The sequence below is a fragment of the Nocardia sp. NBC_01377 genome (assembly GCF_045040005.1).
Taxonomy (GTDB): Bacteria; Actinomycetota; Actinomycetes; order Mycobacteriales; family Mycobacteriaceae; genus Nocardia; species Nocardia noduli.
The window spans coordinates 2,663,218-2,689,425 of the sequence record NZ_CP109566.1 but is presented as its reverse complement, the minus strand read 5'-3'; the positions used below and the strand labels follow the sequence as shown (position 1 = coordinate 2,689,425).

The following is a 26,208-nucleotide window of genomic DNA, read 5'->3' as shown; positions in this document are numbered from 1 at the left end:
CACCGAGGAACCAGCGATCGGCGACCTACGCTGGGCGATGATCGAATTCGGGCGAATCGGGCTCCTGAGGCAGGCGCAACCTGTGTACACTCCGCAAAAGTGAAGTAGTTGCATTTCATTTTTCGATTGGTGAGGTTCCATGAAGCGTCGTACCTCGGATGTCTCCCTCCTCCGGGCGGCGGGTGTTCTCGTCGCCGGGGCGTACCTGTTCGGTGCCGCGGCCTGCGATGACAACACCGCGGATCAGCAGCCCGGCCCCGGCAGCAGCACCGTCGCCCCGGCAACGACTCCGGCGCCTGCCGCCGCGCCCGCACCGCCCGGCAATGCCGCACCGGTCCCCGCCGACGTGAACGCGCCCGGCCCGCAGCCCGCCGCCACCACCGAAGCGCCCGCCCCGCAGCCGATCGCCCCGGAACCGGTTGCCCCACAACCAGTTGTCCCGCAGCCGGTCGCGCCGAAACCCGCACCGGAACCGAAGCCCGCGCCGCCGACCCTGGACGCGCCCGGCTTCGAACCACGCGCGGGCTACTGAGGACGGGCGCCACCATGGGATCGGCAGCCGACGGTGTCGGCCGAGGATTGCGCGGACTGTGCGCTGTCGCCCTCGCGATCACCGCCTCGACGGTGGGAGCCACCGCGGCGCAGGCGGATTCGCCGACCGAGGGCAAGAAGGTCGTCGTCCTGGGCGATTCCTACACCGCGAACGGATGGGATCCGCTGACTCTCGGAGACGTCTGCGTACGCGGCGCCACGGCGTGGCCCGCACAACTGGGCCGCCTGATCGGGCCGCACGGTTCCGACGAGGTGGCCGATCCGTCCTGTTCGGGGGCGACCATCGACAGCGGTCCCGGATACACCCTGGCCATGCAGGTCCTACAGGCCGACCACGACGGCGCCTTCGGCCCCGCGACCGAGCTGGTGACCATACAGCTGGGCCTCGACGACCACTGGGGCGAGACCGACCAGACGCTCTGGTACGCGTTGCAGCAGTGCGTATTCGATCTGATCCGCGGCTGCGATCTCGACGCGGTGGAACAGGGACGCATTCCCGACATCCGCGGGGTGACCGGTGTCGTGTACGCCGAAAGAATCCGTGCCGCAGTCACATACATCCGGTACTACGCACCCGCCGCGCGTGTCGTGATCGTCGGATACCCGGAGATCCTGCCTGCGGGGCAGAGCACGGCCTGCGTCGGCATCCTCGGCGTGGCGCCGTTCATCCAGCCACGAGGACGGGCCATCGTCGAATACTTCGACCGCATGGACCTGGCCCAGCGCGAAGGCGCCCAACTGCTGGGACTGGATTTCTTCGACGCGCGCGCGTTGACCGCCGGGCACGGTTTGTGTTCGGCCGAGCCGTGGATCAACGGGGTGTTCGATCCGCATACCGATGTCGTCGGGCTGCCGCTGCACCCGTCATCGCGTGGTGACGCGGTCGTCGCGACCGCCCTGTACGACAGGTACCTTCGATGACCCGCCCACCGAAGACTCTGCCCGTCCCGGTAGCCGCCGACGCCCCCGACCGACGACATTCCCCGTTGCCATCGCTGACCGGCGCGCGCTGGTGGGCGGCGTTCGCGGTATTCGTGTTGCACGCCCTGGTATTCCTGCCGGTGTACCCGTTCCAGAAGTCCGAACTGTTCCGCCGGATCCATCAGTGGATGCCGATGCAGCTCGGGGCCGCGGGAGTCACCTTCTTCTTCGTGCTGTCCGGCTTCATCATCTACTGGTCGTTCCGGCCCGGCATGTCGATACGGCTGTTCTATCGGCGGCGGGTGCTGAAGATCTATCCGACCCACCTGGTGGCGGCTGCCGCATTCGTGCTCGCGGCCGGTGTGCCGTTGCATCGGCTCGTGGTGTGGCTGCCGAATGTGCTGCTCGTCCACGCCTGGGTGCCGAAGTGGAGTACCGTCGGCGGACTGAACGTGCCGTCCTGGTCGCTGGCCTCGGAACTGTTGTTCTACCTGACCTTTCCGCTGCTGCTGCCGGTGGTGCGGCGTATCCCAACGCGCAAGCTGCTGCTCGCGGCCGCCGTGCTGGTGATCGTCGTGCTGGCCTTGCACGCGGCCTACTACCTGTGGGTGCCGGGCCCGAAAGGGATCGCGAACGCCTTCGCGCCCCGGCTGGTTCCGGGCGACACCTCACCGTATTTCGAATTGCACGCCTCCCAAGCCTGGTTCGCGCAGCCCGATATCCCGGTGGCACAGTCGTATTGGCTCGGCTACACCTTTCCGCTCTCACGGTTGCCCGAGTTCTATCTCGGCGTGTTGACCGCACGGATGGTGTTGGAAGGGCGGTGGCGCAATACCCGTCTCGCACCACCGATGCTGGCCCTGGTCCTCACCTACGCCGCGACCTGGCTGGTGCCGGTCGATTTCAAGATGTCCGCTCTGCTGCTCGCACCCATGGCGGCGGTGGTGGCCACCCTCGCCGCGCGAGACCTGCACGGCATTCGCGGACTGAACACGCATCCGCGAATGGTGTGGCTGGGCGATATCTCCTACGCCTTCTACCTGATCCAGTTCCCGATCATGGTGCTCGTCACCCGATTCCTCATCGGCGGCAGACAGTTCGGCATCCTCGGCTGGACCGGATTCGCCCTACTCGTCCTGGTGCTGTCCACCGCGGCGGCGGCGGCGCTGTATCACTGGGTCGACGTACCGGTGATGAACCGCTTCGCCGGACGCACGGCGCCACGCACGGAGGCCCCGCCGATACCGTAGCCCGCCGATGTCGGCGATCACGGTGCCGCGAGGGCGGCTTCGGCTTCGATCCACGCCGAGAACATCCGCGCGGTCATGTCGATGGCCTCGTCGCGGTCGGTGCGCGCCACTTCCACCGCCGAGGCGCGCAGGACGGCGGCGAAGCTGGTGTTGAGGATGACGAAGGTCATGACGTCGAATTTGTGGTCGTCGCCGGGGCCGAGTATCTGGATCAGCGCCACTTTCACCAGGAGATGCAGCCGCGGCTCGAATTCCGGCAGACCGCTGCTGTAGAACTGCACCCCCGCGACCAGCGCGCGCACCAGACGCGCGTTGGCGACCAATTCGTCGGAGATGACCTGGAGGATGTCGGTGAACAGCGTGTGGATCGAGCGGTCGGCGACGGCGAAGACCTGTTCGGTGAGCCGACGCTCGATATTCTTCAGCAAACGCTCGAGCAGTTCGTCGACGATGACGGCACGATCGGCGAAATACCGATAGAGGGTGCCGACGCTGAGCTGAGCTTCGGCGGCTATTCGATTCGTCGAGGTGTTCGTGATGCCCCGCTCTCCGAACAACCGGGCGGCGGTGTCGAGTATGTGTTCTCTTGTCGCCTTCGCCCGTTCCTGTGTCGGACGACGACGTTGCCCGGCGACCTTGGAACCCATCGCACTCCCTGAAGGTATTCGCTGACAGAAGAACCCGTTGCCCCGGCGCGGCGACCGTGACTATTCGTGACCATCGGGCACTCGGATCGGTCGCCGATCTCGCCATGCCGCGATCGCCCGGCCGATCTCGGTCGCGGGCGCTTCGTCGTAGAGCCATTCGCGGGCGATCCGATGCCAATTGTTTCCCGCGCCGAGTTGTCCGATCGTGGCGAAGGTGAACAGATCCGCGCGACGGGAGAACACGTGTTCCGGTGGCAACGATTGTTGCCGCATCCGCTGGAACAGCGCGGCCCTCGGATCGACGGCGAGTACCACCGCCGTGGTAGCGAGTTCCGTTGTGACAGTAAGATACTCGTCCACCAGATGCCACCCGGCGGCCGCGCGGACGTAGTCGAGGCATTCCGACGCGCCGACCCCGGAGTCCGGGTCGATGATGCCGCGCCCCACCCAGGCTCGGTAGAGATCGTCGGCGCGTCCCTCCGCGGCGGCGCGCAGACATGCGCGCTCGAATTCGACGTGGGCCGGATCCATGTGGTTGTAGAGGCCGAAATCGACGAATGCCAGTCTCCCGTCGGCGGCGAGGAGGATATTGCCGGGGTGGGGATCGCCGCAGAACTCGTGATCGATGAACAGGGAGGTGAGATAGAAACGGTAGATCAGCTCGGCGATCCGATCCCGTTCCGCGCTCGGCAGTTCACGTAGGTGTCCGAAAGGATGGCCGTCGACGAATTCGGTCACCAGGACCCGGCGGGTGCAGTACTGCGGCACACTGTCGGGAATCGTGATGAAGGGGTGGCCGCGATAGCGAGTGGCGATTCGATGCTGGGTGAGTGCCTCGGCCGGATAGTCCAGTTCGCGATCGATATTGCGGGCGATCTCGGCGAGCACGGCGTCGTCGGCGGCGCTGGGGAGCATCGATCGCCACAGGCTGCTCAGCAATTCGAGATTGCGCAGGTCCGCCGCGATGGCGTCAACGATTCCGGGGTACTGGACCTTGACCGCGACCGCACGCCCGTCGTGCAACCGAGCCCGATACACCTGCCCCACCGACGCCGCCGCGATCGGTGTCTCGTCCACCTCGGCGAATATCCGCGCCAGCGGGCCCAATTCTTCTTCCATCACCGCGCGCATGGTGGCGAACGGGGCAGCGGGCGCGCGATCGCGCAGCTCGGCGAGTTTCGTGCGGAACAGTTCCCGGTGCGACTCCGGCACCAGGTCGAGGTCGAGCACCGAGAGCATCTGGCCGAACTTCATGGCCGCGCCCTTCATGCCGCCGAGCACCGTGACCAGTTGCTGCGCGGTCCGCAGGGTCGACCGCTCGGCGAGGATCTGTCGAGCCTCCTCGGTGGCCGTGATCGCCGACAGCCGAATTCCGACGCCGCGCACGGCCTCCCCCGCGGCCAACAACCCCAGCCTTCCGCCGCGCCGGATGCGTCCCGTGGGTATTCCGTCAGCCACTGTTCCACCTCCGGTCCGTACTATCGCAGAACCCCGTGCGCGCGGGTCACGAGTTCGTACATATTTCCGACCAGTAGGTCCGATGATCGGTCGGTCGCACCCGTTCCCGTGCTGCCCGTGCGAACCTCAACGAGGCTCGCACGACGTCCCGGCCCTCGCGATCATGGCCGAACGCAGGTACCACAGGCCGGTGGAACTGCTGGGATCGAGACCGGTCAGCTCGCCGACACGCCGCAGCCGGTAGTCCACGGTATTCGGGTGCAAATGCAACAACTTCGCGGTCGCCTGGCGACGCAATCCGGTGCCGATGTGGGCACGCAGCGTCTCGAGAAGTTCCGGGTGGTCATCGAGTACCGCCAACTGTCCGGCGAGCCGGTCACGCGCCTCGCCGGGCCGGGTGAGTTGATACTGCAACGCCAGCTCCTCGAACCGGTAGACCCCCGGCGCCCGTCCCAGCTGATCCGCGGTGTCGAGGAGTTCGTGCGCGTGACCGACCGCGACAGGCACATCGGCGGCATCGGCGACGACGGTGGCCACGCGAAGCGGAACCTGCGCCGCCGTGGAGAGTTTTTCGACGAGCTCATCGGTCAGCGTGTCGGTGTCACCCGCGGCACACGGCACCAGGATCGTGCCGCCGTCGACGGACAGCAGCGACAGCGGCGCGGCCCGGGTGTGCAGGGCGAGCGCCGCTTGCACCCGGCGCAGCTTGCGCCTGGCCACGACCTGACCGTTCAGATCGGGATTCTCCTCGTCCGGATGCGAAGGCATCGAGACCGCGAGGACGTGGTACCGCTCGGCGACCAGGGCGCCGAATGTCGTCGCCATGGTGGATGTGGGCCTGCCCCTGAGCAGAGCCGAGGTCAACGTGTGCACGCCGACCTGGTGTTCGATGGCCAGGGCGCGGTATTCACGCACATACGACTTGCCCACGGTCGCGGTCACGACCCGCAGCAATTCCAGGACGGCTCCGGTCACCGCGCGCACCTCGTCGCTGGTGGTCGAGCGACGTTGCGCGAACATCAGATCCATACCGGCCCGGAAACCTTCGTGGACACCGTGCAGCACCGTGTCGATGCCGATGCCGTCTCCCGCCCACGAGGCCAGTACCGCCTGTAGGCGATCGATGTCCTCGATCGTCAGGGTGCCTTGCAGTCGGCTGATCGACCAGTCCAAACAGATCTTGACCACGAGGGTGATCTCGCGGTGCGGATCGACCGCCAACGAGTTCCGCAATTCCGGCGCTCGCGCCGAGACGTGATCCACGATCGTGCGCGTCCACACGTCGCGGCGGTAGGGCCGCACCGGCTCCCGGTAATCCTTGGACGCGCGCCGACACGTTCCCGTCCGCGCCTGATTCTCGGCGATCACCGACGACCTCCTGTCTCCCGGCGGAGCTGCCGACCGTCGGGAGCGACGAGGTTGATCGAATCCCGATGACCGACTGCTCTTTCCGGGTCATGCAGAACAGTAAGCCGAGTGATAGCTCGACTACTACTCCGCTTTGGCGATCATCGTTCGACGCGAACGAAATGCTTCTACCAGCGCAAATAGTGGGTGATCCGCGCTCGCGGCACGGTACCGGAGCAAGAAGATAGATGAGTGCTCACTTTTCACGCGGCCCGGAGCGACCGCAATCGCCGAGGATGCTTCGTCGAGTCGTTCGACACCACACGAGGAACCCGGAGCAGCACGCGCAATCGTTCGTATCCGAAGCGGCACATGATCGACCGTGCCTTCTCCGACTGCGGGATTCCCTGCCTTCCCAGGCTGACAGGCACAGCACACGATCGCAAACACGTTCTGCGACAACCCCTCCGGCAGCCGTCTGCGGCGCAGGCACGCACGTCACCCCGGAGCCGGTCGGGTGACCTGCGCGTCGAGTGGTTCGGTCTGATCGGTTCAGCAGGTGGAGAAGTATTGCTTCAGCGTGCTCGGCACGCCATCGGCCTGCGCCGCGGCCCAGCACCGATCGTGCGGGAAGATCACATAGGTGGTCCAGTGGGAGTCCACCCGGCGCACCAAGCGCTGGCTGTCGCCGGGCAGATCCCAGGCGATGACCGCCCAGGAACCGTCGCATTCGCGCACCGTCGCGACCGCACTGCTGTGGGGTTCGCCGAGCCCGAGATCGTTTTCGATGGTCTGCGGATCGCACTCAGTGGTCGGAGCGGGGTCCTGGAAACGCAGCGAGCCGGTGACGGATTGTCCCCCGGTCGCAAGGAAAAGGGTGTGCATACCCTCCGGTACCGGGTTGGTTCCGGGCGGCGGTTTCATCCCGAAGTGAAAGCAGCCCACCGGAACCGCGAAGGAGATCTTCCCCTCGGCGTCGGTCGTGCCCGACCACTGCCCCACCTCCGCGGAGCCCTCCGGCAGATCGCGGGTGGCGGGATCGCACGGTGCGTGGCGGGCCAGAGTCACCGCCACGTTCGGCACCGCGACACCCTGCACGGTGACGGTGCGCAGTACCACTGTGCCGGACGCGGAACCAGGAGCCGGATCGGCGGTGGTGGCCGGTGTTTCCGCAGGTGCCCGGGTATCCGTCGCGGCCGATGGCTCCGATGTGGCCGGGACCACCGTCGCCGAGGGGGACGCGATACTCGAACGCGGCGCCGACGTCGGTGAGCCGACAGTCGATGAACCGGATGCCGAGGCACCCGGTTGTGGTGAATTCGTGTCTTCGCCAACGCAAGCCGTGACAACAGTCATCGTGCAGGCGATGAGTGCGGCCTGTAGGAATCGTCGTGTTCGCATGGTTTCCACCCCGTGTGTCGTAACCCCTCCGATACGACATATATCGCCTGCTATCGGCGGGTATTACCGAGGTGTAAGCCCCCTGCCTCGAGGGCTTGCGCAGGTCGGCCGAGCGCCTATCGGACCGCAGTGCCGAGTGCCGCGGACAGGCTGACCGATTGGCTCGAGAAGAAGGCCCGGGAAATGGACGCTTTGGGCGCGACCAGATCGAAGGCGTGGAACGCGCCCGGGACGACCTCGAGGGAACAGTCCACGCCCGCAGCGCGCAGCCTTTCGGCGTACCCGAGACTTTCACCGTGGAACAGATCGCAGGTGCCGACTCCGATCCAGGCCGGTGCGACGCCGATCAGGTCCTGGCGACGTGCGGGTACCGCCAGTTCACGGTCGGCGTCGCGGAGGTAGCAGTCCCATGCCCAGCGATTGCTTCGGTCGCTCCACAGCCGATAGTGATCGGCGACCTCCGGGCGTGGGACCGTGCGGTCGTCGAGCATGGGGTAGAGCAGCAGTTGCAGTGCCGGGACCACCGGCCCGTGGTCACGTGCGTAGAGCGCGAGGGCGGCGGCGAGTCCACCGCCCGCGCTGGCACCGCCGATCGCCAGGCGCGTGGAATCCACCTCGCTACGGTCGGCCAACCACTGCAATGCGTCGAAGCAGTCGTGCAGTGGTTGCGGATAGGGATGTTCGGGGGCGAGTCGATAGTCGACCGCGGCGACGACGATCCCGAGGGTGTCGGCGAAACGCCGACACAGCGCATCGTCTTGTTGCGCGCGGCCGATGACGTATCCCCCGCCGTGAATCCACAGCAGCGCGGGAGTCGGACCGGTTGCCTGTGCCGGACGGTGAACCCTGACCTGCACATTGTTGTCGAGTTCCACGATCTCGATGTCGCGGTCACGGCCGTTGCCTGCCGCATTGTGCAATCGGCGAATGATCGGCAGGGTTCTCGGCGATACCGGCTGCCGAGGCACGAAACGTGCCCGGCGGCGCAACTCGGGATGGATTCGGTCACCCGTCATGATCGAACAGCCTCTCTGCCGCCTTCCGGGCGGCATGTTCTCGGAGTCGTTTCATCCGCGCGTTCCATGGACAACGCTGCGGGAGAATCTATTCGAACTCGGTCATGGACTTGCCGACGTCGCCGAGAGTAGCCGGTTTACCGTAGTCGGCGGTGAATTTGTAGTTGTCGACTCCGCAGCGGTACAGCTCGGTGCCGGTTCCGAGATCGACCGGTTTCCAGCCGTCGGATGTCGCCTGTTCGACGTTGAAACATTTGACGGGATTTTCCCTGTTGGAGATATCCACCGGAGCGTGCAGACCACCCGCGGTCCACGAGGTATTCGACAGCGCCGCCTCGTACACGCAGCGTCGTGTGAGGTTGTCACCGCAACTCGCCGCGGACTTCGCGAACAGCAACCAGGCCGACATCGCACGCAATTGCGGGAAGGTGATCTCGCTCTTCCCCGGAAGGTACTGGGCGAACATCGCTTCGATCCGACGCAGAGCCGGCACGGAATCGGCCTTCTCGAAAGGCGCCACACCGCCGAGGTCCACCAGGTTGTTCTGGAACGAAGCGGAGCCTCCCACGGCTTTCGCGAAGGACGGCGTGTAGTTGTTGTTGGTCGCGTCGATCCAGTCCGGTCGGTAGCCGATCTGGGTGAGCGCTTCTTCGAGTTTCGGCAGTTGCGAGGGCTGACCGTTGAAGATCAAGCCGCGAACCTGCTTTTCCTTGATGGCGTGCGCGTACGGCGTCCAGTCCGAGACGCCCGCGACCGGATAGCGGTCGTGGTAGACGATCGTCGCGCCGAGCCCTTCGAGCGTTTCCGACGATTTGTCCGCCAAAACCTTGGTCACCGGAGAATCCGCGTCGACCATACCGATGCGGCCGATCGAATCCGGGTATCCCTCGGTGATCAGCCAGCGACGGAATCCGGTCTGGATGTCATGGAGCGGCAAAGCCGACGGCGAGGCGCTGACTTCGAGATCCGCTGCGATACTTCCGGTTTGGGCCACCTGCGCAGGGTAGCTGGGAAGCAGGCACGAGAGTCGGTCCTTGACGCCGAGGGAGTCCAGTCCGGTGCCGCCGCCGACGAGTGCGAAGTCATCGCGGCAGGCTTCACGCATCCGTTGACGCACTTCCGTGAGATTCGCGTCGCGGACCTTCACCTCGAGTTCGCGGCCCGCGATACCACCGTGGTCGTTGCACCACGACGTGAAAACCTTCGCCGCGTCGACGAATTCGGGGTTCTTGGTGAACCCGACGTCACTGAAGACGCCCACGGCGATCTTATCGGCGGTCACGCCCTGCGCCGAAGCCTTGGTGGGCGCGCCCTTCCCGCACACCGAACCGAGGTCGGCGAACTCACCGGACACCGCCGGTACCGCGGATTGCGGCGAGCCCGGTTGCGCCTGTTCGATATCGGTAGCGTCGCGGCCGCAGCCCGAGATCAGTACGAGTGCGGTGGCCGATAGAATGGCCAGTCTACGATACGATTTCACGATAAATGATGCTCCTGGAGTACGACGGGCGGTATGCCCGGAGAATATCGGCGACCCGAAGGTCTTATTGTTCGGTAATCGGGGCGAGTCGAACCATCGCCCTCGGGGGCCGCGGGCGGAGATATCGACGCGACGGTGCGGTCGCAGACGACACGCGACCATTCGCGCACGACGATTCCACCGTCGGAATTTCACTCCTTTGTGTATTCGCAGAATCGGCGTTACCGAACCGTTCGGCCAGGGTCGGTCAGAATCGGTGGCGGACGTTCTCGACGCTCGAATCGTCGACAGTCGTCGCCCACGAGGCGAGTAGCGTCAGCGCGTCGTGGGACGGCGATCCGGATTCCGCGGAGAAGGCCAGCATCGCCAACTCGGGCTGGGTCTCGAGTCGGAGGATCTCGTAGGTGAGATCGACCCGCCCGATCACGGCGTGATTGATCCGCATCAGACCACCCTTGTGCACGTAGACATCTCGGGAAGCCCAGAGTTGACGGAACCGGTCGCTGCGGGTCGCCAGTTCGCCGATCAGATCGGACAGATCCTTGTCGTAGGGATCGCGTGCCACGGCATTGCGCAACGACCCGACGGCCTCGGCGGCCAAGTCCTCCCAGTCCACCCAGAACTCGCGGGCCCTCGGATCGAGAAAGATGAACCGGGCGTGGTTGGCGAGCCCATCGGGGGAATCGAACAGTGGCGCGCACAGCGCACGACCCAACGCGTTCGCCGCGACCATCTGCATCCGGCTGTCGCTCACCGTCACCGGCAATCCGACCAAGCCGTCGATGATCGCGCGGACACTGGGCCGCAGCGCGGCGGGTCGCGAATTATATGGCGCGCGATCCGTGTCGGATTCCGCGACTCTGGCGAGAGCGAACAAATACATCCGCTCGTCCTGTTCCATTCGCAGGGCGCGCGCCAGGGCATTCAACACCCGACCGGACACGCCACGGAGATTTCCCCGTTCGACGCGGGTGTAATAGTCCACCGAAACACCGGCCAGCGCCGCGACTTCCTCGCGTCGCAAACCAGGAACCCGCCGAACACCGCCGTCCGTGGCAAGTCCGACTTGCTCGGGCGCTATTCGCGCACGTCGCGAGGACAGGAATTCGCGAACCTCACTGCGATGGTCCATTCATGGACAATACAAATTCCGCTCGCGATCAACCAGGCCCTGTCATTGCCCCTCACCGCGAGGGAACCCTCGCGCCGGAGGGGGCGGGCGAACAGACCTTCGCCACGTCGGCGACGGCCACGGCGTACGGCCCTACGTCTCGGGGCAGAACGTCGGGCCGATTGCCCCTGCGAACGATCCGGCGCACGCGAACTCGAACGATCAGCAACGAATCCGTTGATACGGTCATGGCTGGGGCTGTGACGAGCGGCAAACGTGATTCCGCACTCACATACCGACGAGTAACCTGGTTTCTGGAGCCGTTGAAACGCCATGATCCGTGGTGGTGGACCCCGGTTCTACGGTGCGCGATATCTGTCGGCGGATTTCTGGGGAGTTCCTCGGCATCGAAGCGAGCAGCGGGCTGATCGCCCGGATCATCACGCGGATGCGCGACGATGGCGTCACCCGCTACACGCCCTCGGTCGACGCCGAGACCAGGTGGGTCACCCGAGCCCGCGCGATGCAGTCGACCCGGATCTGGTCCACCGGCGGATGCGACAGCTATTTCATCGAAAAGGACGGAACCAACACTCTCGTCTACCCCGGCGGCGCGATCACCGCGCTCCTGGAACGGCGACGACTCATGCTGCGCGACTGGGAACGCCGCACCGACGACGACGAGCGTCGTACCGGATTTCGCGGGTCCGTCCTCCGAGCAGTGCACGCGATCGTCGGATCATTCGACACCCTTTCGCAGGACTCGATGTGAAATTCCGCATCGAGGGATTAGCTGACCATCAACAACGAACTCGGTGGTTACGACCTGCGTCTCGGGAAGGTCCCGCACCTTCGGCAGCTGTGGTTCGGCGGTGGCAGGCACCTGTGCCTGGGCGCCGCGCTGACCACGTCCAGCTCACCCGCGTCCTGGAAGCCCTTCTCGCGGTGCGGGAACCGTGGATCGTGTCCGATCGCCGATACCGGCGCAATGTCTTCGTGCCGATGTACGAACGACTCACGATCCACCGGGAACGCGCCGTGCGCACCCGCAACGCGCTGATCGGTGTTCTCGCACCACGGGGGGTGACCACCCACCGCCGCGGTCCGCCGATAGTGCTTGCCGCTGGGCATCACTCAGCACATCGAGCCGGAGTCATGTGCCGTCGATCAACGAGATCTGTGCGAATTGTCGACGGACGGGCCAGAACGTTGTGCTCGGTCCCCATCGGAGACGAGAGGGTGTCGACGCACCGGGGTGGGCTGTCGCAGACTACCGAACGAACCGGAGCCGATACTCCGGTTGGTGATCGTGAAATCGGTCTTCGTCGCGGCACGCCGTCGATGCGGTGCGCCGATGGATCGTGTGGTCACGGGTAGTGCCGAGTACAGGATCAGAAAGGGGCCCTCATCGGCGAGGGCAGCAGAAATATGACATCGAAGTCATTGCGTCGCGCACTGGGCGCCGGACTGGCGGTCTCGGCGTCGATGGTGCTCGCCGTGGCGGTGCCCTCAGCGGCTGCGCGCACCCGCGACTGCTCAATCCCGGGCCGGGAACCGATCCGCTGCAACTGCTTCCGATCACCGCCCACGAGGGCGGGTTCTCCCCCGACGGCTTCACCTACTGAACTTCCGGTGTCGCACCGGGTCTGGTGAACGCGGTCGACCTGACCGACCCTTCGCATCCGCGTGTGGTCTGGCAGGGCATGCCGGGTCTGGCGATGCACGGCATGGGAATAAGCGACGACGGCAACCGCGTATATCTGTCCGACAACATGGGCGGACTTGTGGTGCTCGACTCGAGCGCTGTGCAGCGGCGCGACCCGAATCCGCCGGTGCCGGTGCTGGCGCGGATGACGTGGAACGACGGCTGGGCGACCCAGCACAGTATCCCGATCACCTACGACGGACACCCCTACCTGTTCACTGAACGTTTCCGAGTAGTGGTCTGACGGATCGGTTGCTGCGGCGGTGCTGAAAGATGTTGGGGTGGAACGCGAAACGCGGAACCTCTGGCGTATGAAGGAGGTCCGACTAAAGATCAACTTCACAGAGGTTCCGCGCGTCATGAGTGTCGCATACATCGCCATCCTGCCGTTGCCCGAGTCCACCGTCGCCCACGTCGCGGGCTTGCTGGCCGCGCGCCGCCAGGCCTTGGGGACCCGCTGGAGGGCGTTGACCTGCCTCGAACAGGCAGTGCTGGGGTTGCGGTGGTTCACCGACGGCACCCGTGTCGAGCAGCTCGCCCTGGACAACGCGATCGGCCGCACCACCGCCTACGACAGCCTCCACGAGGTGATCGATACTCTCGCCGCCCAGGCCCCGGCCTTGCACAACGTGCTGCTGGCTGCGAAAGTCGCTGGGCACCAGCACATCAGCGTGGACGGTACGCTCATCCACACCGACCGGGTCGGCCAAGCCGGCCCCACCACCGCCAAAGCCACCTCGGTGCCACGCCGGGTCAAAGTCGACCTCTGGTGGTCGGGAAAACACGGCCGCCACGGACTGGACCGGTGAAAACCTGCCCGTGCTGGGCGATCTCGGATACTTGGGCGAGGCCCGGACGAACCTCGGAGGTCCACATCGGCCACCCGTCCGGGGCGGTAACGACTGACACGCCGCTACTCGGAAAGGCTCAGTGACATCTCCGCACAGAGTCTGCGGCGACCACAGGTCGGGGCTGACACGCGCGCATGCGATGTCGTCGCCTGTTCCCGACCTTCGCGAACGGGCGAGTGCTTCGGACACTGCCCGGATGGGTCACGGTGTTCTGTTCACGGATGCATTCGCGCGCCTTCGAGCGTCTTGTCCACGACGTTGCGCGGTCCGTACACGGCGATGCCGACGAGGTCCATGGCGTCGGTGCCGACCGCCCGCACCGCGGCCCGGTTGTCCCGGTCGTTTCCGGTGGTGAACAGAGCAGAGGTGAACACCGCCGTCAGCAGTCCCCCCGTCAGGGCCTTGCCGTGCGCACTGCGCAGAACTTCCTCACTGCCCTCGAAGACGAGTACCGGCTGCCGGAACATCGGAAGGTAGACCGTCGCGTCCGCGTCCTCGTACGGCTCCCCGATCACCTCCGGTTGTGCCGTGCCCAGGCCACTGACCAGAAACGCTGTCACATTCAGCCGCTGCCAGGTCTGTAGGTCCGCGCGCAGCAGTACCGCGAGCTTGGTATCGAATCGCACGTTCTCCATGCCCACGACTCTGCCGCCATCATGCCCGCCGAGGCTTGTACGATCCTGGCATGGTTGTCGGCGGCACGGTCGAGCGGGTCAAGGCCTGGCAGCCGCGGGTTCCCGGCATTGTCGAGGTCTTCCATGCCCGGTTCGTCGGGCACGTCTACCCGATGCACGCCCACAATTCCTGGACGCTGCTTATCGTCGACGACGGGGCGGTCCGCTACGACCTCGACCGTCACGAACACGGGGTGCTCGGCTCGACGGTGTCGCTGCTGCCGCCGCATGTTCCGCACAACGGACAGGCCGCGACCGCGCACGGGTTCCGCAAACGGGTTCTGTACCTCGACGATGCCTATTTCTCCGAGGCGATGATCGGTTGCGCCGTCGACACCCCGACCTTCACCGACCCGCTTCTGCACCGTCGCGTCCGGCAGCTGCATACGACACTCACCCACGTCGGCGAGGAGCTGGACGCCAGTAGTCGCCTCGCTCTCATACATGACCGACTCCGCGATCTGCTACACGGCACCGACCCGGCGCCTGCGCGCGCTGATCCCCGGTTGGCTCACGGCCTGCGCGACCTGCTCGATTCCCGCACGCCCGAGGGCATTTCCCTGACCGAGGCCGCGGCCGTCCTGCACGCCGATCCCACCCACCTGATACGCGCGTTCAGCCGCGAGTTCGGGATGCCACCGCACCGGTATCTGATCTCCCGACGGGTCGATCTCGCCCGCCCGCTCCTGCTTGGCGGCATGCCCGCGCGAGACGTGGCCGCCACCACCGGTTTTCACGACCAGCCGCACCTGATCCGACATTTCAAACGCATTCTGGGCATGACACCCGGGCAGTACGCACGCGGCGCGGACGGCTTTCGCGTCCGGACGGATCGGTAACGCGCCGAGCGCCCACCGAACATGTGCTCATCGATGTGTCATCGCGTCAGGGTGTTGCGCAGATCGGTGAGGGTGGCGCGGCGCTCGTAGGCGATCCAGGCGAAGATCGCGGCCAGGACCAGCGGGAATATCGCCATCGCGGGCTTGTCGGCGATAAAGGCCTGGGTCGCGGCGGCGAGCACGGTCAGAACGGACAGACCCGCCGCGGCCAAGGCGCTCAGTTTGGGCACCATCAGGCCGATTCCTCCGGCGACCTCGACGACTCCGATGAAGATCAGCAGCCCGATGGGGATGGTGAGGTTCTCGGGGGCGTTGTCGGTCAGGGCGTTGGGCATGACGAGCTTCGGTCCGCCGGAGGCGATGATGAAGAACAGGCCGAGTAGGATCTGCAGGGTCCACAGCACGCGGTTGCGGATCTTGCCGGGACGGCCGGTGGTGTCGGAGAGGGCGGCAGCGGGGTTGGCGGTGGTCATGTCCGGTCCTTCTGGTCGGTGCGCCGGGTTGGTAGCGCGTCAACCGATAAGACGGAGCACCGCCGCAGGAATCATCGCTGTCGCGAGAAAAGTCATTGGACAGGGTCGAACGGCTTTTCGCGACGGTGCCGCCGTCGCCGAACCCCTTCCGCTCGAGTCACCGACTCCGGGGCAGACCGAGCCCGTCGTCGACAATCTGTGCAACGCCCACCCGCTCATCGGCCTGTGGTGCTTCATCAGCCAATCGGCGTAGTCCTCACTCGACCAGCATCCGGGAGATGATCACCTGGATCGAGACACGTTCGCCCCGGACGATACGAAAATATCGAATACCCGTTTTCCGTAGCGGGCCTTCGACATTCGCCTTTACCAACCAGAGGGGCGGGCTACTCGGCCCGGTCCACGACTTCGACAACACTCCGGCAGCGGACGGGCCTCCAACGGCCGAACACGATCGCCGATGCCAGCGGGGAACGCCCGCGCCGACCTCCCGGTATGCGGACCGTTCCGCATACCGGGCGCCGTTTTCGGTCGGCGGGCCTACGAGCAGGCGGAATTCACCCTGCCGAGAGCGCCGTAGACCGCACCCGCGGACTCCGGTCCACTGGAATTCTCGAGGGCGCTGGCCAGCCCTTCGATTGCGGCCTGCGCCTCCGGCGAACTGACCTGGCTCTCCTGACCGCGCAACTGGGCGACGTAGGCCGCGAGACCGGCCGCGGCCTGATCAGCCGGCGCCGACTGCAACGGCGCGAGCGTGCTGATCGTCGCGGAACCGATCTGGCTCAGCACGGCGCAGTCGCTCGCGGGAAGGTCGACAAACTCCAGCGGCGCCGCGGCGGCGGTGTTCCAACCGGCGCCGATCGCGGTGGCCAGGGCGAACCCCACGGCGACAGCAGCAGAACGAATCTTCATTGACAGCTCCCAATTACGGACTGGAATCGGATGGAGAAGAGCGGCTGCAAGCATCGCTCGGCCGCGACTCGGGGCGCGGATACGCCCTGTCGCGGGGACCCACTCCCCCGGTTGGAATGGGCCGCGACCGGACCTGTGATCCGGACCGCGTCAGAATACAGTTCGCTCGCAACGAGAACCCCGTTTTCGCAATCGGAAACGAAACTCCTCATCCGGCCGGCCATCGCCGAAATCCGCCGAGTGCCGTCTTCGCGAGTTGCCGACCGGACTCCACGGCCACAGTCGCGACGTAGCGCAGCCCGGTGTCGCGCTCGCCGACCACCCCATCAGCTCGGCGAACTTCGACGAACCCGCACGATCATCGGTTTCGGACGTCGATTCGCAGCCACGTCAGCGGCAGTTCGGTCGAAGCTCGAATGTCTCCCGTTCGCGCGAAATATGCCCAGGTTCGGCGCATCGCACGGCCGAGTCGGTCGATGCGGTGCCAGGGCGTGGTCCCGAGGAACGCGGCCCCCTGCCATGCCTGCCTACCGAGCACGAGGGGTAGTTCGACGCTGTGGGTCGCGCCGAGCGGGGAATTGTCGGGCCGCCAGGCCAGGCGGTAGGTGTGGACGCGCGCGCCGACGTCGACGAGTCGGTTCGCGAAGGCGGTGATGGGTCGGGCGAACAGTTGTTCGGTCAGGTCCACGGCATGTTGTCCGGATGGGGTGGAGGTGAATGCCGAGGCGTCGTCGGCATTCCACCCGCACAGCACGTCAAGGCCGGTGACATTGTCGGCGAAGGCCGACCCCGACCGCGGCAGGGAGGCGGTGCCGTGGCTGGGATAGAACGGGGGGATCGTCTCACCGGATCGTGCCAGTTCGGCGGCGGTCGCGGCGGCGGCGAGAAGCGCGGGGAGCGAGGCGGTGCGTGGGTCGTCGTCGAGCAACCGGAGCAAGCACGTGCCGATGGTTTCGGCGGCGTCGCGCGGGCGTGCGGCGTAGGGGGTGGGTCTGCTCTGGAGGACGGCCCGGGTGAACAGTCCTCGGGCAGTGGGGATTTCCATGAGCAATCGGATCGACAGGGCCCCGGCGGATTGACCGAATACCGTGACGTTGTCGGGATCGCCGCCGTAGTCGGCGATATGAGCCCGCACCCAACGCAGGGCCTCGATCTGGTCGAGCAGTCCGAGATTGCCCTCGCTGACCCCGTCCAGGCACAGGAATCCGAATACGCCGAGGCGATAGTTCACGCTCACGACGACCACGTCGTTCTCCACGGACAGCGCGCTGCCGTCGTAGCAGTCCAGCAGCCCCGCACCGAGGCGGAAGGAGCCGCCGTGGACGAACACCATCACCGGACGACGGCCCTCGCCACGAGCCGGGGTGGCGATCACCAGGTTCAGACAGTCCTCGCCCCTGGGCAGGGTCGCGGGCGCACCCATCGGTGTAGCCGAGCGCGAGATGGGCTGCGGGCAGATCTGCCCCGCGCAGGTGGGATCGGGGCCGTCGACCATACGCGGGCGTTGGAACCGGCCCGCGTTCGCGTATCGGATCGGGGCGGTCCGGACGACCCCACCGGGTGTGGGTGTGATCCGTTGTGTATCAGCATGTTTCGAGACACCGCTCATGCGCTGACATGGGCGGCGGCGAGCATCGCACCGATCTCGGCGGCGAGGGTTTCGGCGAGCGCGGGGTCGTCGAAACCGGCGGCGGCCCAGCAGCGGATCCCGTCGGCCACCAGCATCTGCGCGATGCGCGCGGCACGCACGACGTCGACCTCGGCGGGGATACGGCCGTCGCGGTGGGCTCGACGGAAGGGTTCGAGGAACAGGTACGCGATATCGGCCTGGGTCGCCCCCTCGGCGAGGGCGCGGCGTTCGATCCGGTAGGTCTCCAGGACCGTTTCGAAGATCAGTTCCGGCGGGTATTGGCGGGCGCGCTGTTCGAGGGTGCCCACGACCGCGGCGATCACGTCGGTCAGCGTGTAATCGCCCGAGACCACGCCTTCGGCGGCCAGGTGCGCGTCTCGCATCGTGAACACCTCTACCTCGAGCAGCACGTCCTCGCGACGTGAGAAGTACACGTAGAACAAGGCTTTCGACACTCCGGCGGCTTTACAGATGTCGGTGACGGTGGTGTCGGCGAACCCCTTCGTGCGCCACAGCGCCATCGCCGCCTGCATGATCGCTTCCCGGCTGGCGTGCGAACGCGCCCGGACCGGCGTCGCTCTTTTCTGACTACCGTCATCTTTCGATCCGCGTGAAACTGTCGCCATAGCAGTAACTCTACCGTGTCACAATTATTGACCGTAGTCAGAAAAATTGGGATGCTCCTCGCCATGACCCAGCGCGCGGCACGGCCGCCCGCAGCGGCCTCGTCATCCATCGATCCGGCAGGAGCCAACAACATGCAGCTACTCACCGAAGACGAGGAGCGATCCGGGGCCACGAATCTGCGAGCCCAACAGGTAATCCTGTGGTCGACCCCCGTGGTCGCGCTGGTGCTGTCGGTGCTGTTCGTGGCGTTTCCCGGCTTCTTCCCGCCCATGTCGCCGAATATGACCGCGACGGAAGTGGCGCGGTTCTACGACGAGAACACCCCGCTGATCCGGTTCAGCATGGTCGGATTCAACCTGTGCGGGGTCATGATCGTCCCGTTCTTCGTGCTGATCATGGGCCAGATGCTGCGCATGCGAGGGCAGAGTCAGATCTTCGCCTTCTCCTACCTCACCTCGATCGTGGCCGGGGTGACCCTGTTCGCACTGTCGAACATCTTCTTCGCCGTGGCCGCGTTCCGCCCCGACCGCGGACCGGAACTGATCCAGGTGCTCAACGATCTGGCGTGGATCATCTTCATCGCGCCGATCGGCATGCTGGTCGCCCAGTTCGTATTACTCGCTCTCGCAGTATATTTCGACGACCAGCCACATCCGATCTTCCCGAAGTGGGTGGCGCCCTACTCGGTGCTCACCGCGCTGGCGATGGCCCCGTCGGCCGGTGCCGCGGTCTTTCGCGACGGCCCGCTCGCCTGGGACGGTTTCGTGTCGTTCTGGCTGCGCAACGGCGCTTTCGCCCTGTTCGTCGCGGTGATGTTCTTCCTCGTGCGCTCGGCGCTCGATCGCCAGGCCCGGCAGGAGGTGAACCCGTCATGACTTCCGTGACCACCTCGGCACCGGACCGTTCGCCCGCAGACGGCGTCGGCCCGAACAGCCCAGTGCGACTGGATGTCTGGATCACCTACTGGCTCTTCGCCGCCTTCTACACCGCACTGTCGGTCGGCGTGGTGTTCTTCGGCAGGGCCACACCGCCACCACGCCCCGACGTGACCGACATCCAGGTCGCGCAGTGGTTCGACAAACACCAGTGGAGCATCCAGGCCGGATTCGGCGTGCTGCTGGTCGTCGCGGGCGGGGCCGCGGTCTCCAACGGCATCATCGGCTACTTCATGAAACGCATGTCATCGGGATCGCTGCTGGCCTACGCCTATATCGCCGGAATGGGAGTCGGCGCCATCCCCGGATTCCATCTCCTGCTCGTGTGCTGGCTCACCGCCACGTTCCGCCCCGACCGCGACCCCGCCATCCAGCACATGCTCTACGACCTGGGCATGCTCTCGTACAACGGCTCGCTGGGCTGTTTCACCGCCGCCTACACGGTCCTGGCGATCGCCATCCTCTACGACCGCAACCACATCTTCCCCAAATGGTTCGCCTACATCTCCCTCTGGCAGATCGTCACCGAAGTCCTCGCCACCCAGATGTGGGTCTTCCACTCGGGAGCGTTCGCCTGGAACGGGATGATCACCTTCTACGTCGCCGTGGTCGTCTTCGGGCTGTGGATCGTGTGCCTGCTCCCGATCCTGCGCAACGCCACCAAGGCCGAAACCGCGCACACCCCGCCCCTCTACCCCACCGAGGTCACCCGATGACCCTGTCCGCACCCGACACGCGCCCCGCCCAAACCCGGCGCTCGCGCCACCTACCCGGCGACATCGACATGTGGGTGATGATCCTGGGTGACCTGTTCTTCTTCGGCGCCTACTTCGTCGTCTACATGGTCTTCCGCGCCCGATCCGCCGACGAGTTCTCCGCCGCCCAACAACATCTCGACATCGGCATCGGCGTCGCCAACACCGTCGTCCTGCTCACCAGCTCGATGTTCGTCGCCCTCGCCGTCATCGCCGTGCGGGAGCGAGCGATCCGCAGCGCACGACGGCTCGTCCTCGCCGCGGCGGCGTGCGGACTGATCTTCACCCTGGTCAAGATCTTCGAATGGCACCGTGAGATCAGCAACGGCCACACCGTCTCCGAAGAATTCTTCAGCTTCTACTTCGTCCTGACCGGCGTGCACCTCGCACACCTGCTGCTCGGCATGCTCATCCTCGGCATCGTCGTCCGGGAACTACGCGACACCGCCGAACAACGCATCGGCATCGTCGAACAAGGCGCCCTGTTCTGGCACATGATCGACCTGCTCTGGGTCGTCATCTTCGCCATCATCTACCTCATGAGGTGATCCGAATGACCACCGCGACCACCACCGAACTCCGCCGCGACAAACGCGTCATCGTCTGCGCCTGGATCGCACTGACCGCGTCGACACTCGTCGCCTGGCGCCTCACCCCCGGCCACACCGACGCCAGCGGCCTCGACACCGGCCTGATCACCGGTGTCGTCATCCTCGGACTGATCAAATGCCGCCTGATCATCCGCTACTTCATGGAAATCCGACACGCGCCACTCTGGCTCCGAATCACCACCGACGCCTGGCTGGCCGTCATCTGGATCGCCCTGCTCGCCATCTACCTCTACTGACCGACCGGTCACGCCGGAACCTGGCGTCATACGGGCCGTTGAGCAGAGGCCCCGCGCAAGGCGGTGACTCGGACCGCGCCCCCGGAGTCACCGTCCACGGATGTCCTTTCGGTTTGCCGTCACCTCGGGTAGATTGCGGTCTACTACTTGCAAATCGCAATCACCTTGGAAAGGGTCGTGGATGCCGGACACCACCTGCCACATGTCCATCTCGCTCGACGGATTCGTCGCCGGGCCGGACCAGGGGCGCGAACACCCGCTCGGAAAGCGCGGAATAGAGCTGCACGGCTGGCATATCGGCGACGGGCGCGCCACCGAGAACGACGAGACCGCCGCGGGCTGGCTCATGCGACCGCGCGGCGCCTACGTCATGGGCCGCAACATGTTCGGGCCGATCCGCGGCGAGTGGGAGGACGACTGGCGTGGCTGGTGGGGAGACGAGCCGCCTTACCACGCACCGGTGTTCGTGCTGACCCATCACGCCCACCAGCCGATCGAGATGAAAGGCGGGACGACCTTCCACTTCGTTACCGACGGCTTCGACTCCGCCTACGCGCAGGCCCGTGAGACGGCGGGCGGGGACGGTGTGGACATCGCGGGCGGCGCCTCCACCGTTCGCCAGGCGCTCGTCGCCGGGGTCATCGACGAACTCACGCTCGACCTCGCCCCCGTCCTGCTCGGGTCCGGCGAGCGGATCTTCGACGGCCTCGAATCCTTCGGGTTCGAGCCCGTCGAGGTGCTGCATTCGCCGCTGGCCACGCACATCCGGTATCGCCGGACGAGCTGAGCCGGAGCGGGACCTGTCAGGTCGGGCGCGCGGTCCGCGCATCGTCGTCGTATCGCGCCCGGATCCGAAGCAGCACAACGACAGCCAGGAAGATGGCCGGCACCAGGGCGAGCATGGCCAGCGCGAGCGGTTCGCCACCATAGGCCGTCGAGCCGACCAGGTCGGAGGTGACGCCGACGAAGAACGGTCCGAGCGCGCCGCCGAGTGTGACGAGGAAGGTGAGCAGGGCGAATCCCATACCTCGACGGTCGGCGGGTACGACATCGGCGGACGCCGCCGTGAGATTCGGTATGGCACCCGCGAACCCGACGCAGGCGACGGCGATCATCGCGACGCGCACGGCGACACCGGACAGCAGGACCGCACCGGTGAGAGTGAGGGCGCCGAGCAGCAGGAATCCGGTGGCGACGGTGATGCGCCAGCCGGGGCGGATACCGTGGAATCGGTCGCCGAGCCGACTGCCGACGACGATTCCGATCACGATTCCGGGGCCGCCGACCGCGCCCGCGAGCCCGGAAGCAGCGTCGTAGTCGAGATTCTCGGTGCGTTCGAGGAAGGTGGGCAGCCAGTAGAAGACACCCGCGATACCGAGCGACAGCAGGGCCTGCCCGACGATGATGCCGGTCAGTGTGCGCACCCGCAGCAGGGATCGCGCTTCACCGAGCAGGGATTTACCACGCGCGGAAGGGATTTCGTCGGTCTGCCGGGCTTCCGGGCCCGCGCGTAGGCGATCGAGACGATCCCCCAGCCCGCGCAACGGTTCTCGGACGGTGAGCACCAGTGCGGCGACCAGCAGACCGGGCACCGCGGCGACGAAGAACACCGCGCGCCAGCCCAGCACCTCGGCGAGCGCGCCACCGAGGATAACGCCGGTGGGCAGCCCCAGGTAGTATCCGGCGCGTTCGAATCCGTATGCCTTGCCACGACTTCGGGCCGGATAGCAGTCGGCCAGCAGGCTCGACGCGGGCGGGTTGTAGAGCTGCCCGGCGGCGCCGATGAGAATGCGGACCAGGAAGAACATCACGAAGGATGTCGCCAGGCCGCTGAGTATCGAACAGCACGACCACACCAGCACGACTACCGCGATCGTGACCACACGAGGCGCTCGGTCGGCCAGACGTCCGGCGGGCAGCAGCAGAAGCGCGCCCGCGATACCGGCCGCGGTCGGGATCGCACCCGCGGCGGTATCGCTGAAACCGAAATGGTCCTGGATGGCGGGCAGCGCACCGGCGATCAGATTGATCTCGACTCTGTCGATGAACGCGACAAGGGCGATGGCCACGGCGGGCCACCACCCCAGCGGCGCGGCCTTGGACAGGTCGACGGCCCGGGCGGGACGCTTGGGATACACCGTCGTCTCGACGATGCCGGAGGTGGTGGCGCTACTGCCCGAGGGCTCCGGAGCCTGGTGCGAGGTGTCGGTCATGGAAGCCGCTTCTGTCGGAGATCGTCGGCTCACCTCTCGATATCCGGCAGACCGCAGGCTCGGAGGCGGCGAAATCCCGATGCCTGGGACGCGCCGGGATCCACCGTGTGATGCGGCCGCTGCTACGTGGAGGGAGTCATGGACCCGAAGAAGATTTCGAGGATCTCGTTGTCGGCGTACGCGAGTTCCGTCGTTGCCGCGTCGGTTCGGTCGAACCAGCGCAGTCGTTGACCTTCGGTGAGGATGACGTCATCGATGCCGAAGTCGACGGTGGCGATATAGGTGTGTTCGATGCCGAAGTCCAGGTCGCGAGTGCTCAGGTGGCGAACCTGGCGTGGGTCGAGTTGGATGCCGATTTCCTCATCGATTTCGCGGACGATGGTTTGCAGCGGTGTTTCGCCGTCTTCGATCATCCCGCCCAGCAGCGCCCACATATTCGGGAAAGGGATCTCCGGCTTATCGTCGCGCAAGTACAGCAGTACCTGGTTGTCGGGGTTGACGAGGATGATCTGTGTGCCTTCCGTTTTCGCCATGCGGTGGGTTTCCTTTCGGTTCAGCGTTGGTAGGCGGTGGCGATTTTGCGGACCGCGGCGGCGGTGTCGTCGATGTCGGTTCTGCTCATCGCAGGGTAGAGCGGCAGGCTGGGGATGAGGTTCGACACGGCCGTAGCAATAGGTGCTGTGTCGGCGGTCATCGTGTATTCGCGCTGATAGATGGGCTGCATTTTTCGAAGGTTGACGACGGCTCAGCGACCGGTGCGGACGATCTGCCCGGCTCAGCGGTGCCGGGCAGAGCCTGCGGCGCAGCCGTCGGTTCGTGGCGGTGCTCTCTAATAGGCTCGTCGGGGTTTGCTGCGGATGAGTCCGCTGGGAAGCAGCAGGGCACACGCGACGCCGACGGCTTTGTAGCCGACTCCGAAACGGTCGAGGTCGGCCGCGATGACCACTGATGCACCCGATTGCGCGGCGGCGCCGACGATCAGCGCTGTGGGCATGTAGGTGTCGTGGTCGATATTCACGATGCGTACCAACGTGTAGCCGTGCTCTCGGCCAGACCTTCGATGACAGTTCTATCTGCAAGGATCTGCCCTGTCCTCGCCAGGTGAATGAGCCCTATTGCTCTATCGGACATCGGGTTTCACACTCCGTTCGGGCACACCCTCGTCGGCACTTGGTCAATTCGGAGCGGCGCGGCGTATTCGTAAGCGGGTAGATGGATTCGTCCGCCCGTCGGTCGGTGCCGAGCACCTGATGATCGACGGTATGACTGTGGGCGTAGGAGATCAGCGACGCTGGGAGCCCATGATCGGCAGTTCCGTGGTGATCTCGCTGGGGTTGAGTGCGAGCAGGACAGCTCGGATGGATGCGACGAGCGCGAGCCCCGAAGGTCGGTAGGGCTGTGCGCGGATCTGATCCATCCGCGGTAGAACACGCCCCGGTCGGCCGGAGACGGCAACGCGATCGATTGCCCGTCGTTGGTGATCGTTACCCGGCCGCGCCACAGCGGAGTTTGCTGCTGTGCCACGGTGTGGGAGATATCGGAGCGGGTCAGAAATGTCCATGTGCTGCTGCGAGGGTGGCAGATGATCGGACCCGGCCTGTGGTTGTGGCGGTCGAGGTCGATCTTGACGCGCTGGCCGATCTCGGACGGCAGTCTCACGGCCCACATCAACTCCGCGCGCATGCTGATCCGCCCGGTCGACGGATCGACCGTCGCGGGAAGGTGACACACGTGCCGGTAATACAGACAGCGCGACATCGGGGTATCGCCGACGGTGCCGATAGCCTCCTGCGCTACCGGCACTCGGAGGCGAACCGCATTCATTCGCGCGTTCAACTCGGCGACATCCGGACGAACTTGCCGTGAGCGCTCAGCGGCCGTCATCGACGCTCCGTGACGGCGAAGAGGTGGAGCAGACCGGCGAGCGTTCGGTCGGACTCACCTCGAACCTGGTCGGGTTCTGCGCGCTCGACGTCCTTGTACGCAGTGCCTACTCTCCAGATCGATCGAGCGGAATCGGTCGGAAGCAATTTGCCTTTCGAAGCTTCGGAGCTGCAACGGCTTCCAGCTGATCGAATAGCAGATTCTCGTCGGGTCGGGGGTGGTTCTGTTCTGGTCTGCCGGTGCACTGCGGTGGGCCTCCCTGTGTCAGTTCGGTTGGTAGGCACCGGCCGCCGGGGAGTCGTTGCACACGATCTCGACCCGACGGCGGGGCTGCATCGAGCGTCGCGTCCGCGGGGTGTGTCGAAACAGTGCGCAACCGCGATCAGAGGTTGTAAAAACTGGTAATCGGCTGCTGCGGGAACCCCGGGCCGGGGACCGGGGTCGTAGGCTGGAATAGATGGTGGAGATCGAGTGGACCCCGCTTGCTGTTCGTGCTCTGCGCGAGGCACTTCGACGTAGCTCACTCGAATTCGCGAAGATGGTCGGCGTCACCAATCGGACGTTGATCCTGTGGGAATCGGGGAAAACATCCAGGCCACATGCCTCCAGCAAACGCCTGCTGCACGAGGTGCTGGAGAACGCGCCCGCCGAGGCGCAACAGCGCTTCTGATCGGCCGTGG

29 protein-coding genes and 2 pseudogenes are annotated in these 26,208 nt (G+C 65.8%); 14 read left to right on the top strand and 17 right to left on the bottom strand.

Annotated features, from left to right (window positions below; all coding sequences use genetic code 11):
- Positions 1 to 139: 139 nt before the first annotated feature.
- Genes OG225_RS12335 through OG225_RS12325 form a run of 3 tightly spaced genes read left to right on the top strand, consistent with a single transcriptional unit; the run spans position 140 to position 2,723 of the window.
- Entirely contained in the window at positions 140 to 532 is a 393-nt protein-coding gene (locus OG225_RS12335; protein ID WP_405181800.1) for a hypothetical protein, read from the top strand.
- A gap of 14 nt (positions 533 to 546) precedes the next feature.
- Positions 547 to 1,473: an SGNH/GDSL hydrolase family protein gene (locus OG225_RS12330; protein ID WP_405181799.1), complete on the top strand. Its 927-nt coding sequence runs from the start codon at positions 547 to 549 to the stop codon at positions 1,471 to 1,473.
- The gene (locus OG225_RS12325; protein WP_405181798.1) at positions 1,470 to 2,723 is read left to right on the top strand and encodes an acyltransferase family protein; all 1,254 of its coding nucleotides are present in this window, start codon (positions 1,470 to 1,472) and stop codon (positions 2,721 to 2,723) included. The genes OG225_RS12330 and OG225_RS12325 overlap by 4 nt, the downstream gene beginning before the upstream one ends.
- A 17-nt stretch (positions 2,724 to 2,740) precedes the next feature.
- On the opposite strand, the gene OG225_RS12320 is transcribed toward OG225_RS12325, so the two are convergent.
- From OG225_RS12320 to OG225_RS12290, 7 genes are all read right to left on the bottom strand, one after another.
- A complete protein-coding gene (locus tag OG225_RS12320; RefSeq protein ID WP_405181797.1) occupies positions 2,741 to 3,370 on the bottom strand; it encodes a TetR/AcrR family transcriptional regulator in 630 nt (209 codons plus the stop codon).
- A 60-nt stretch (positions 3,371 to 3,430) separates the two neighbouring features.
- Entirely contained in the window at positions 3,431 to 4,828 is a 1,398-nt protein-coding gene (locus OG225_RS12315; protein ID WP_405181796.1) for an ABC1 kinase family protein, read from the bottom strand.
- A gap of 126 nt (positions 4,829 to 4,954) precedes the next feature.
- The gene (locus OG225_RS12310) at positions 4,955 to 6,196 is read right to left on the bottom strand and encodes a PucR family transcriptional regulator (protein WP_405181795.1); all 1,242 of its coding nucleotides are present in this window, start codon (positions 6,194 to 6,196) and stop codon (positions 4,955 to 4,957) included.
- Positions 6,197 to 6,727: 531 nt separating this feature from the next.
- On the bottom strand, positions 6,728 to 7,294 hold the full coding sequence (locus OG225_RS12305) for a hypothetical protein (RefSeq protein ID WP_405181794.1): 567 nt from the start codon (positions 7,292 to 7,294) through the stop codon (positions 6,728 to 6,730).
- Between the two features lie 398 nt (positions 7,295 to 7,692).
- The gene (locus OG225_RS12300) at positions 7,693 to 8,592 is read right to left on the bottom strand and encodes an alpha/beta hydrolase (RefSeq protein ID WP_405181793.1); all 900 of its coding nucleotides are present in this window, start codon (positions 8,590 to 8,592) and stop codon (positions 7,693 to 7,695) included.
- Between the two features lie 88 nt (positions 8,593 to 8,680).
- Positions 8,681 to 10,072: an ABC transporter substrate-binding protein gene (locus OG225_RS12295; protein ID WP_405181792.1), complete on the bottom strand. Its 1,392-nt coding sequence runs from the start codon at positions 10,070 to 10,072 to the stop codon at positions 8,681 to 8,683.
- Between the two features lie 247 nt (positions 10,073 to 10,319).
- Entirely contained in the window at positions 10,320 to 11,204 is an 885-nt protein-coding gene (locus OG225_RS12290; protein WP_405181791.1) for a helix-turn-helix domain-containing protein, read from the bottom strand.
- 325 nt (positions 11,205 to 11,529) lie between these two features.
- Between OG225_RS12290 and OG225_RS12285 the strand changes: the two genes are divergently transcribed.
- From OG225_RS12285 to OG225_RS12275, 3 genes and pseudogenes are all read left to right on the top strand, one after another.
- Positions 11,530 to 11,955 (top strand): hypothetical protein, encoded by a 426-nt coding sequence (locus tag OG225_RS12285; RefSeq protein ID WP_405181790.1) that lies wholly within the window; start codon positions 11,530 to 11,532, stop codon positions 11,953 to 11,955.
- A 736-nt stretch (positions 11,956 to 12,691) separates the two neighbouring features.
- Positions 12,692 to 13,108: pseudogene (locus tag OG225_RS12280) on the top strand (hypothetical protein); the annotation flags it as partial.
- 91 nt (positions 13,109 to 13,199) lie between these two features.
- Positions 13,200 to 13,685: pseudogene (locus OG225_RS12275) on the top strand (IS5/IS1182 family transposase); the annotation flags it as partial.
- Positions 13,686 to 13,954: 269 nt separating this feature from the next.
- On the opposite strand, the gene OG225_RS12270 reads toward OG225_RS12275, so the two are convergent.
- Positions 13,955 to 14,374 (bottom strand): DUF2000 family protein, encoded by a 420-nt coding sequence (locus OG225_RS12270; RefSeq protein WP_405181789.1) that lies wholly within the window; start codon positions 14,372 to 14,374, stop codon positions 13,955 to 13,957.
- 50 nt (positions 14,375 to 14,424) lie between these two features.
- Between OG225_RS12270 and OG225_RS12265 the strand changes: the two genes are divergently transcribed.
- On the top strand, positions 14,425 to 15,252 hold the full coding sequence (locus OG225_RS12265; protein WP_405181788.1) for an AraC family transcriptional regulator: 828 nt from the start codon (positions 14,425 to 14,427) through the stop codon (positions 15,250 to 15,252).
- A 38-nt stretch (positions 15,253 to 15,290) separates the two neighbouring features.
- On the opposite strand, the gene OG225_RS12260 is transcribed toward OG225_RS12265, so the two are convergent.
- The 4 genes from OG225_RS12260 to OG225_RS12245 form a co-directional block, all read right to left on the bottom strand.
- The gene (locus tag OG225_RS12260) at positions 15,291 to 15,725 is read right to left on the bottom strand and encodes a DoxX family protein (RefSeq protein ID WP_405181787.1); all 435 of its coding nucleotides are present in this window, start codon (positions 15,723 to 15,725) and stop codon (positions 15,291 to 15,293) included.
- 540 nt (positions 15,726 to 16,265) lie between these two features.
- Complete coding sequence (locus OG225_RS12255; protein WP_405181786.1) at positions 16,266 to 16,637, bottom strand: hypothetical protein; 372 nt, start codon at positions 16,635 to 16,637, stop codon at positions 16,266 to 16,268.
- Positions 16,638 to 16,995: 358 nt separating this feature from the next.
- On the bottom strand, positions 16,996 to 18,246 hold the full coding sequence (locus OG225_RS12250) for a carboxylesterase family protein (RefSeq protein ID WP_405181785.1): 1,251 nt from the start codon (positions 18,244 to 18,246) through the stop codon (positions 16,996 to 16,998).
- Positions 18,243 to 18,800, bottom strand: a complete 558-nt coding sequence (locus tag OG225_RS12245; protein ID WP_405181784.1) for a TetR/AcrR family transcriptional regulator — start codon at positions 18,798 to 18,800, stop codon at positions 18,243 to 18,245. Before OG225_RS12245 ends, OG225_RS12250 begins: the two co-directional genes overlap by 4 nt.
- A 225-nt stretch (positions 18,801 to 19,025) precedes the next feature.
- Here OG225_RS12245 and OG225_RS12240 point away from each other — a divergent pair, with 225 nt between their 5' ends.
- The 5 genes from OG225_RS12240 to OG225_RS12220 all read left to right on the top strand — a co-directional run bounded on the left by OG225_RS12240 (position 19,026) and on the right by OG225_RS12220 (position 22,218).
- Positions 19,026 to 19,769 (top strand): hypothetical protein, encoded by a 744-nt coding sequence (locus OG225_RS12240; RefSeq protein ID WP_405183244.1) that lies wholly within the window; start codon positions 19,026 to 19,028, stop codon positions 19,767 to 19,769.
- Complete coding sequence (locus OG225_RS12235; RefSeq protein ID WP_405181783.1) at positions 19,766 to 20,545, top strand: hypothetical protein; 780 nt, start codon at positions 19,766 to 19,768, stop codon at positions 20,543 to 20,545. Before OG225_RS12240 ends, OG225_RS12235 begins: the two co-directional genes overlap by 4 nt.
- Positions 20,542 to 21,132, top strand: coding sequence for a cytochrome c oxidase subunit 3 (locus OG225_RS12230; RefSeq protein WP_405181782.1), 591 nt, complete (start codon positions 20,542 to 20,544; stop codon positions 21,130 to 21,132). The genes OG225_RS12235 and OG225_RS12230 overlap by 4 nt, the downstream gene beginning before the upstream one ends.
- A gap of 5 nt (positions 21,133 to 21,137) precedes the next feature.
- Positions 21,138 to 21,431 carry a cytochrome C oxidase subunit IV family protein gene (locus tag OG225_RS12225; protein ID WP_405181781.1) on the top strand — a complete coding sequence of 98 codons (294 nt, stop codon included), beginning with the start codon at positions 21,138 to 21,140 and terminating at the stop codon, positions 21,429 to 21,431.
- 181 nt (positions 21,432 to 21,612) lie between these two features.
- On the top strand, positions 21,613 to 22,218 hold the full coding sequence (locus OG225_RS12220; RefSeq protein ID WP_405181780.1) for a dihydrofolate reductase family protein: 606 nt from the start codon (positions 21,613 to 21,615) through the stop codon (positions 22,216 to 22,218).
- A gap of 16 nt (positions 22,219 to 22,234) precedes the next feature.
- On the opposite strand, the gene OG225_RS12215 is transcribed toward OG225_RS12220, so the two are convergent.
- The 5 genes from OG225_RS12215 to OG225_RS12195 form a co-directional block, all read right to left on the bottom strand.
- Positions 22,235 to 23,644, bottom strand: a complete 1,410-nt coding sequence (locus tag OG225_RS12215; RefSeq protein WP_405181779.1) for an MFS transporter — start codon at positions 23,642 to 23,644, stop codon at positions 22,235 to 22,237.
- A gap of 122 nt (positions 23,645 to 23,766) precedes the next feature.
- Positions 23,767 to 24,177 carry an NUDIX hydrolase gene (locus tag OG225_RS12210; RefSeq protein ID WP_405181778.1) on the bottom strand — a complete coding sequence of 137 codons (411 nt, stop codon included), beginning with the start codon at positions 24,175 to 24,177 and terminating at the stop codon, positions 23,767 to 23,769.
- A 20-nt stretch (positions 24,178 to 24,197) separates the two neighbouring features.
- Positions 24,198 to 24,368, bottom strand: coding sequence for a hypothetical protein (locus OG225_RS12205; protein ID WP_405181777.1), 171 nt, complete (start codon positions 24,366 to 24,368; stop codon positions 24,198 to 24,200).
- A 105-nt stretch (positions 24,369 to 24,473) separates the two neighbouring features.
- Complete coding sequence (locus tag OG225_RS12200) at positions 24,474 to 24,662, bottom strand: hypothetical protein (RefSeq protein WP_405181776.1); 189 nt, start codon at positions 24,660 to 24,662, stop codon at positions 24,474 to 24,476.
- A 264-nt stretch (positions 24,663 to 24,926) separates the two neighbouring features.
- The gene (locus OG225_RS12195; protein WP_405181775.1) at positions 24,927 to 25,061 is read right to left on the bottom strand and encodes a hypothetical protein; all 135 of its coding nucleotides are present in this window, start codon (positions 25,059 to 25,061) and stop codon (positions 24,927 to 24,929) included.
- A 165-nt stretch (positions 25,062 to 25,226) separates the two neighbouring features.
- Here OG225_RS12195 and OG225_RS12190 point away from each other — a divergent pair, with 165 nt between their 5' ends.
- Both OG225_RS12190 and OG225_RS12185 read left to right on the top strand, forming a co-directional pair.
- On the top strand, positions 25,227 to 25,370 hold the full coding sequence (locus tag OG225_RS12190) for a hypothetical protein (RefSeq protein WP_405181774.1): 144 nt from the start codon (positions 25,227 to 25,229) through the stop codon (positions 25,368 to 25,370).
- 615 nt (positions 25,371 to 25,985) lie between these two features.
- Entirely contained in the window at positions 25,986 to 26,198 is a 213-nt protein-coding gene (locus OG225_RS12185) for a helix-turn-helix domain-containing protein (protein ID WP_405181773.1), read from the top strand.
- Positions 26,199 to 26,208 lie beyond the last annotated feature (10 nt).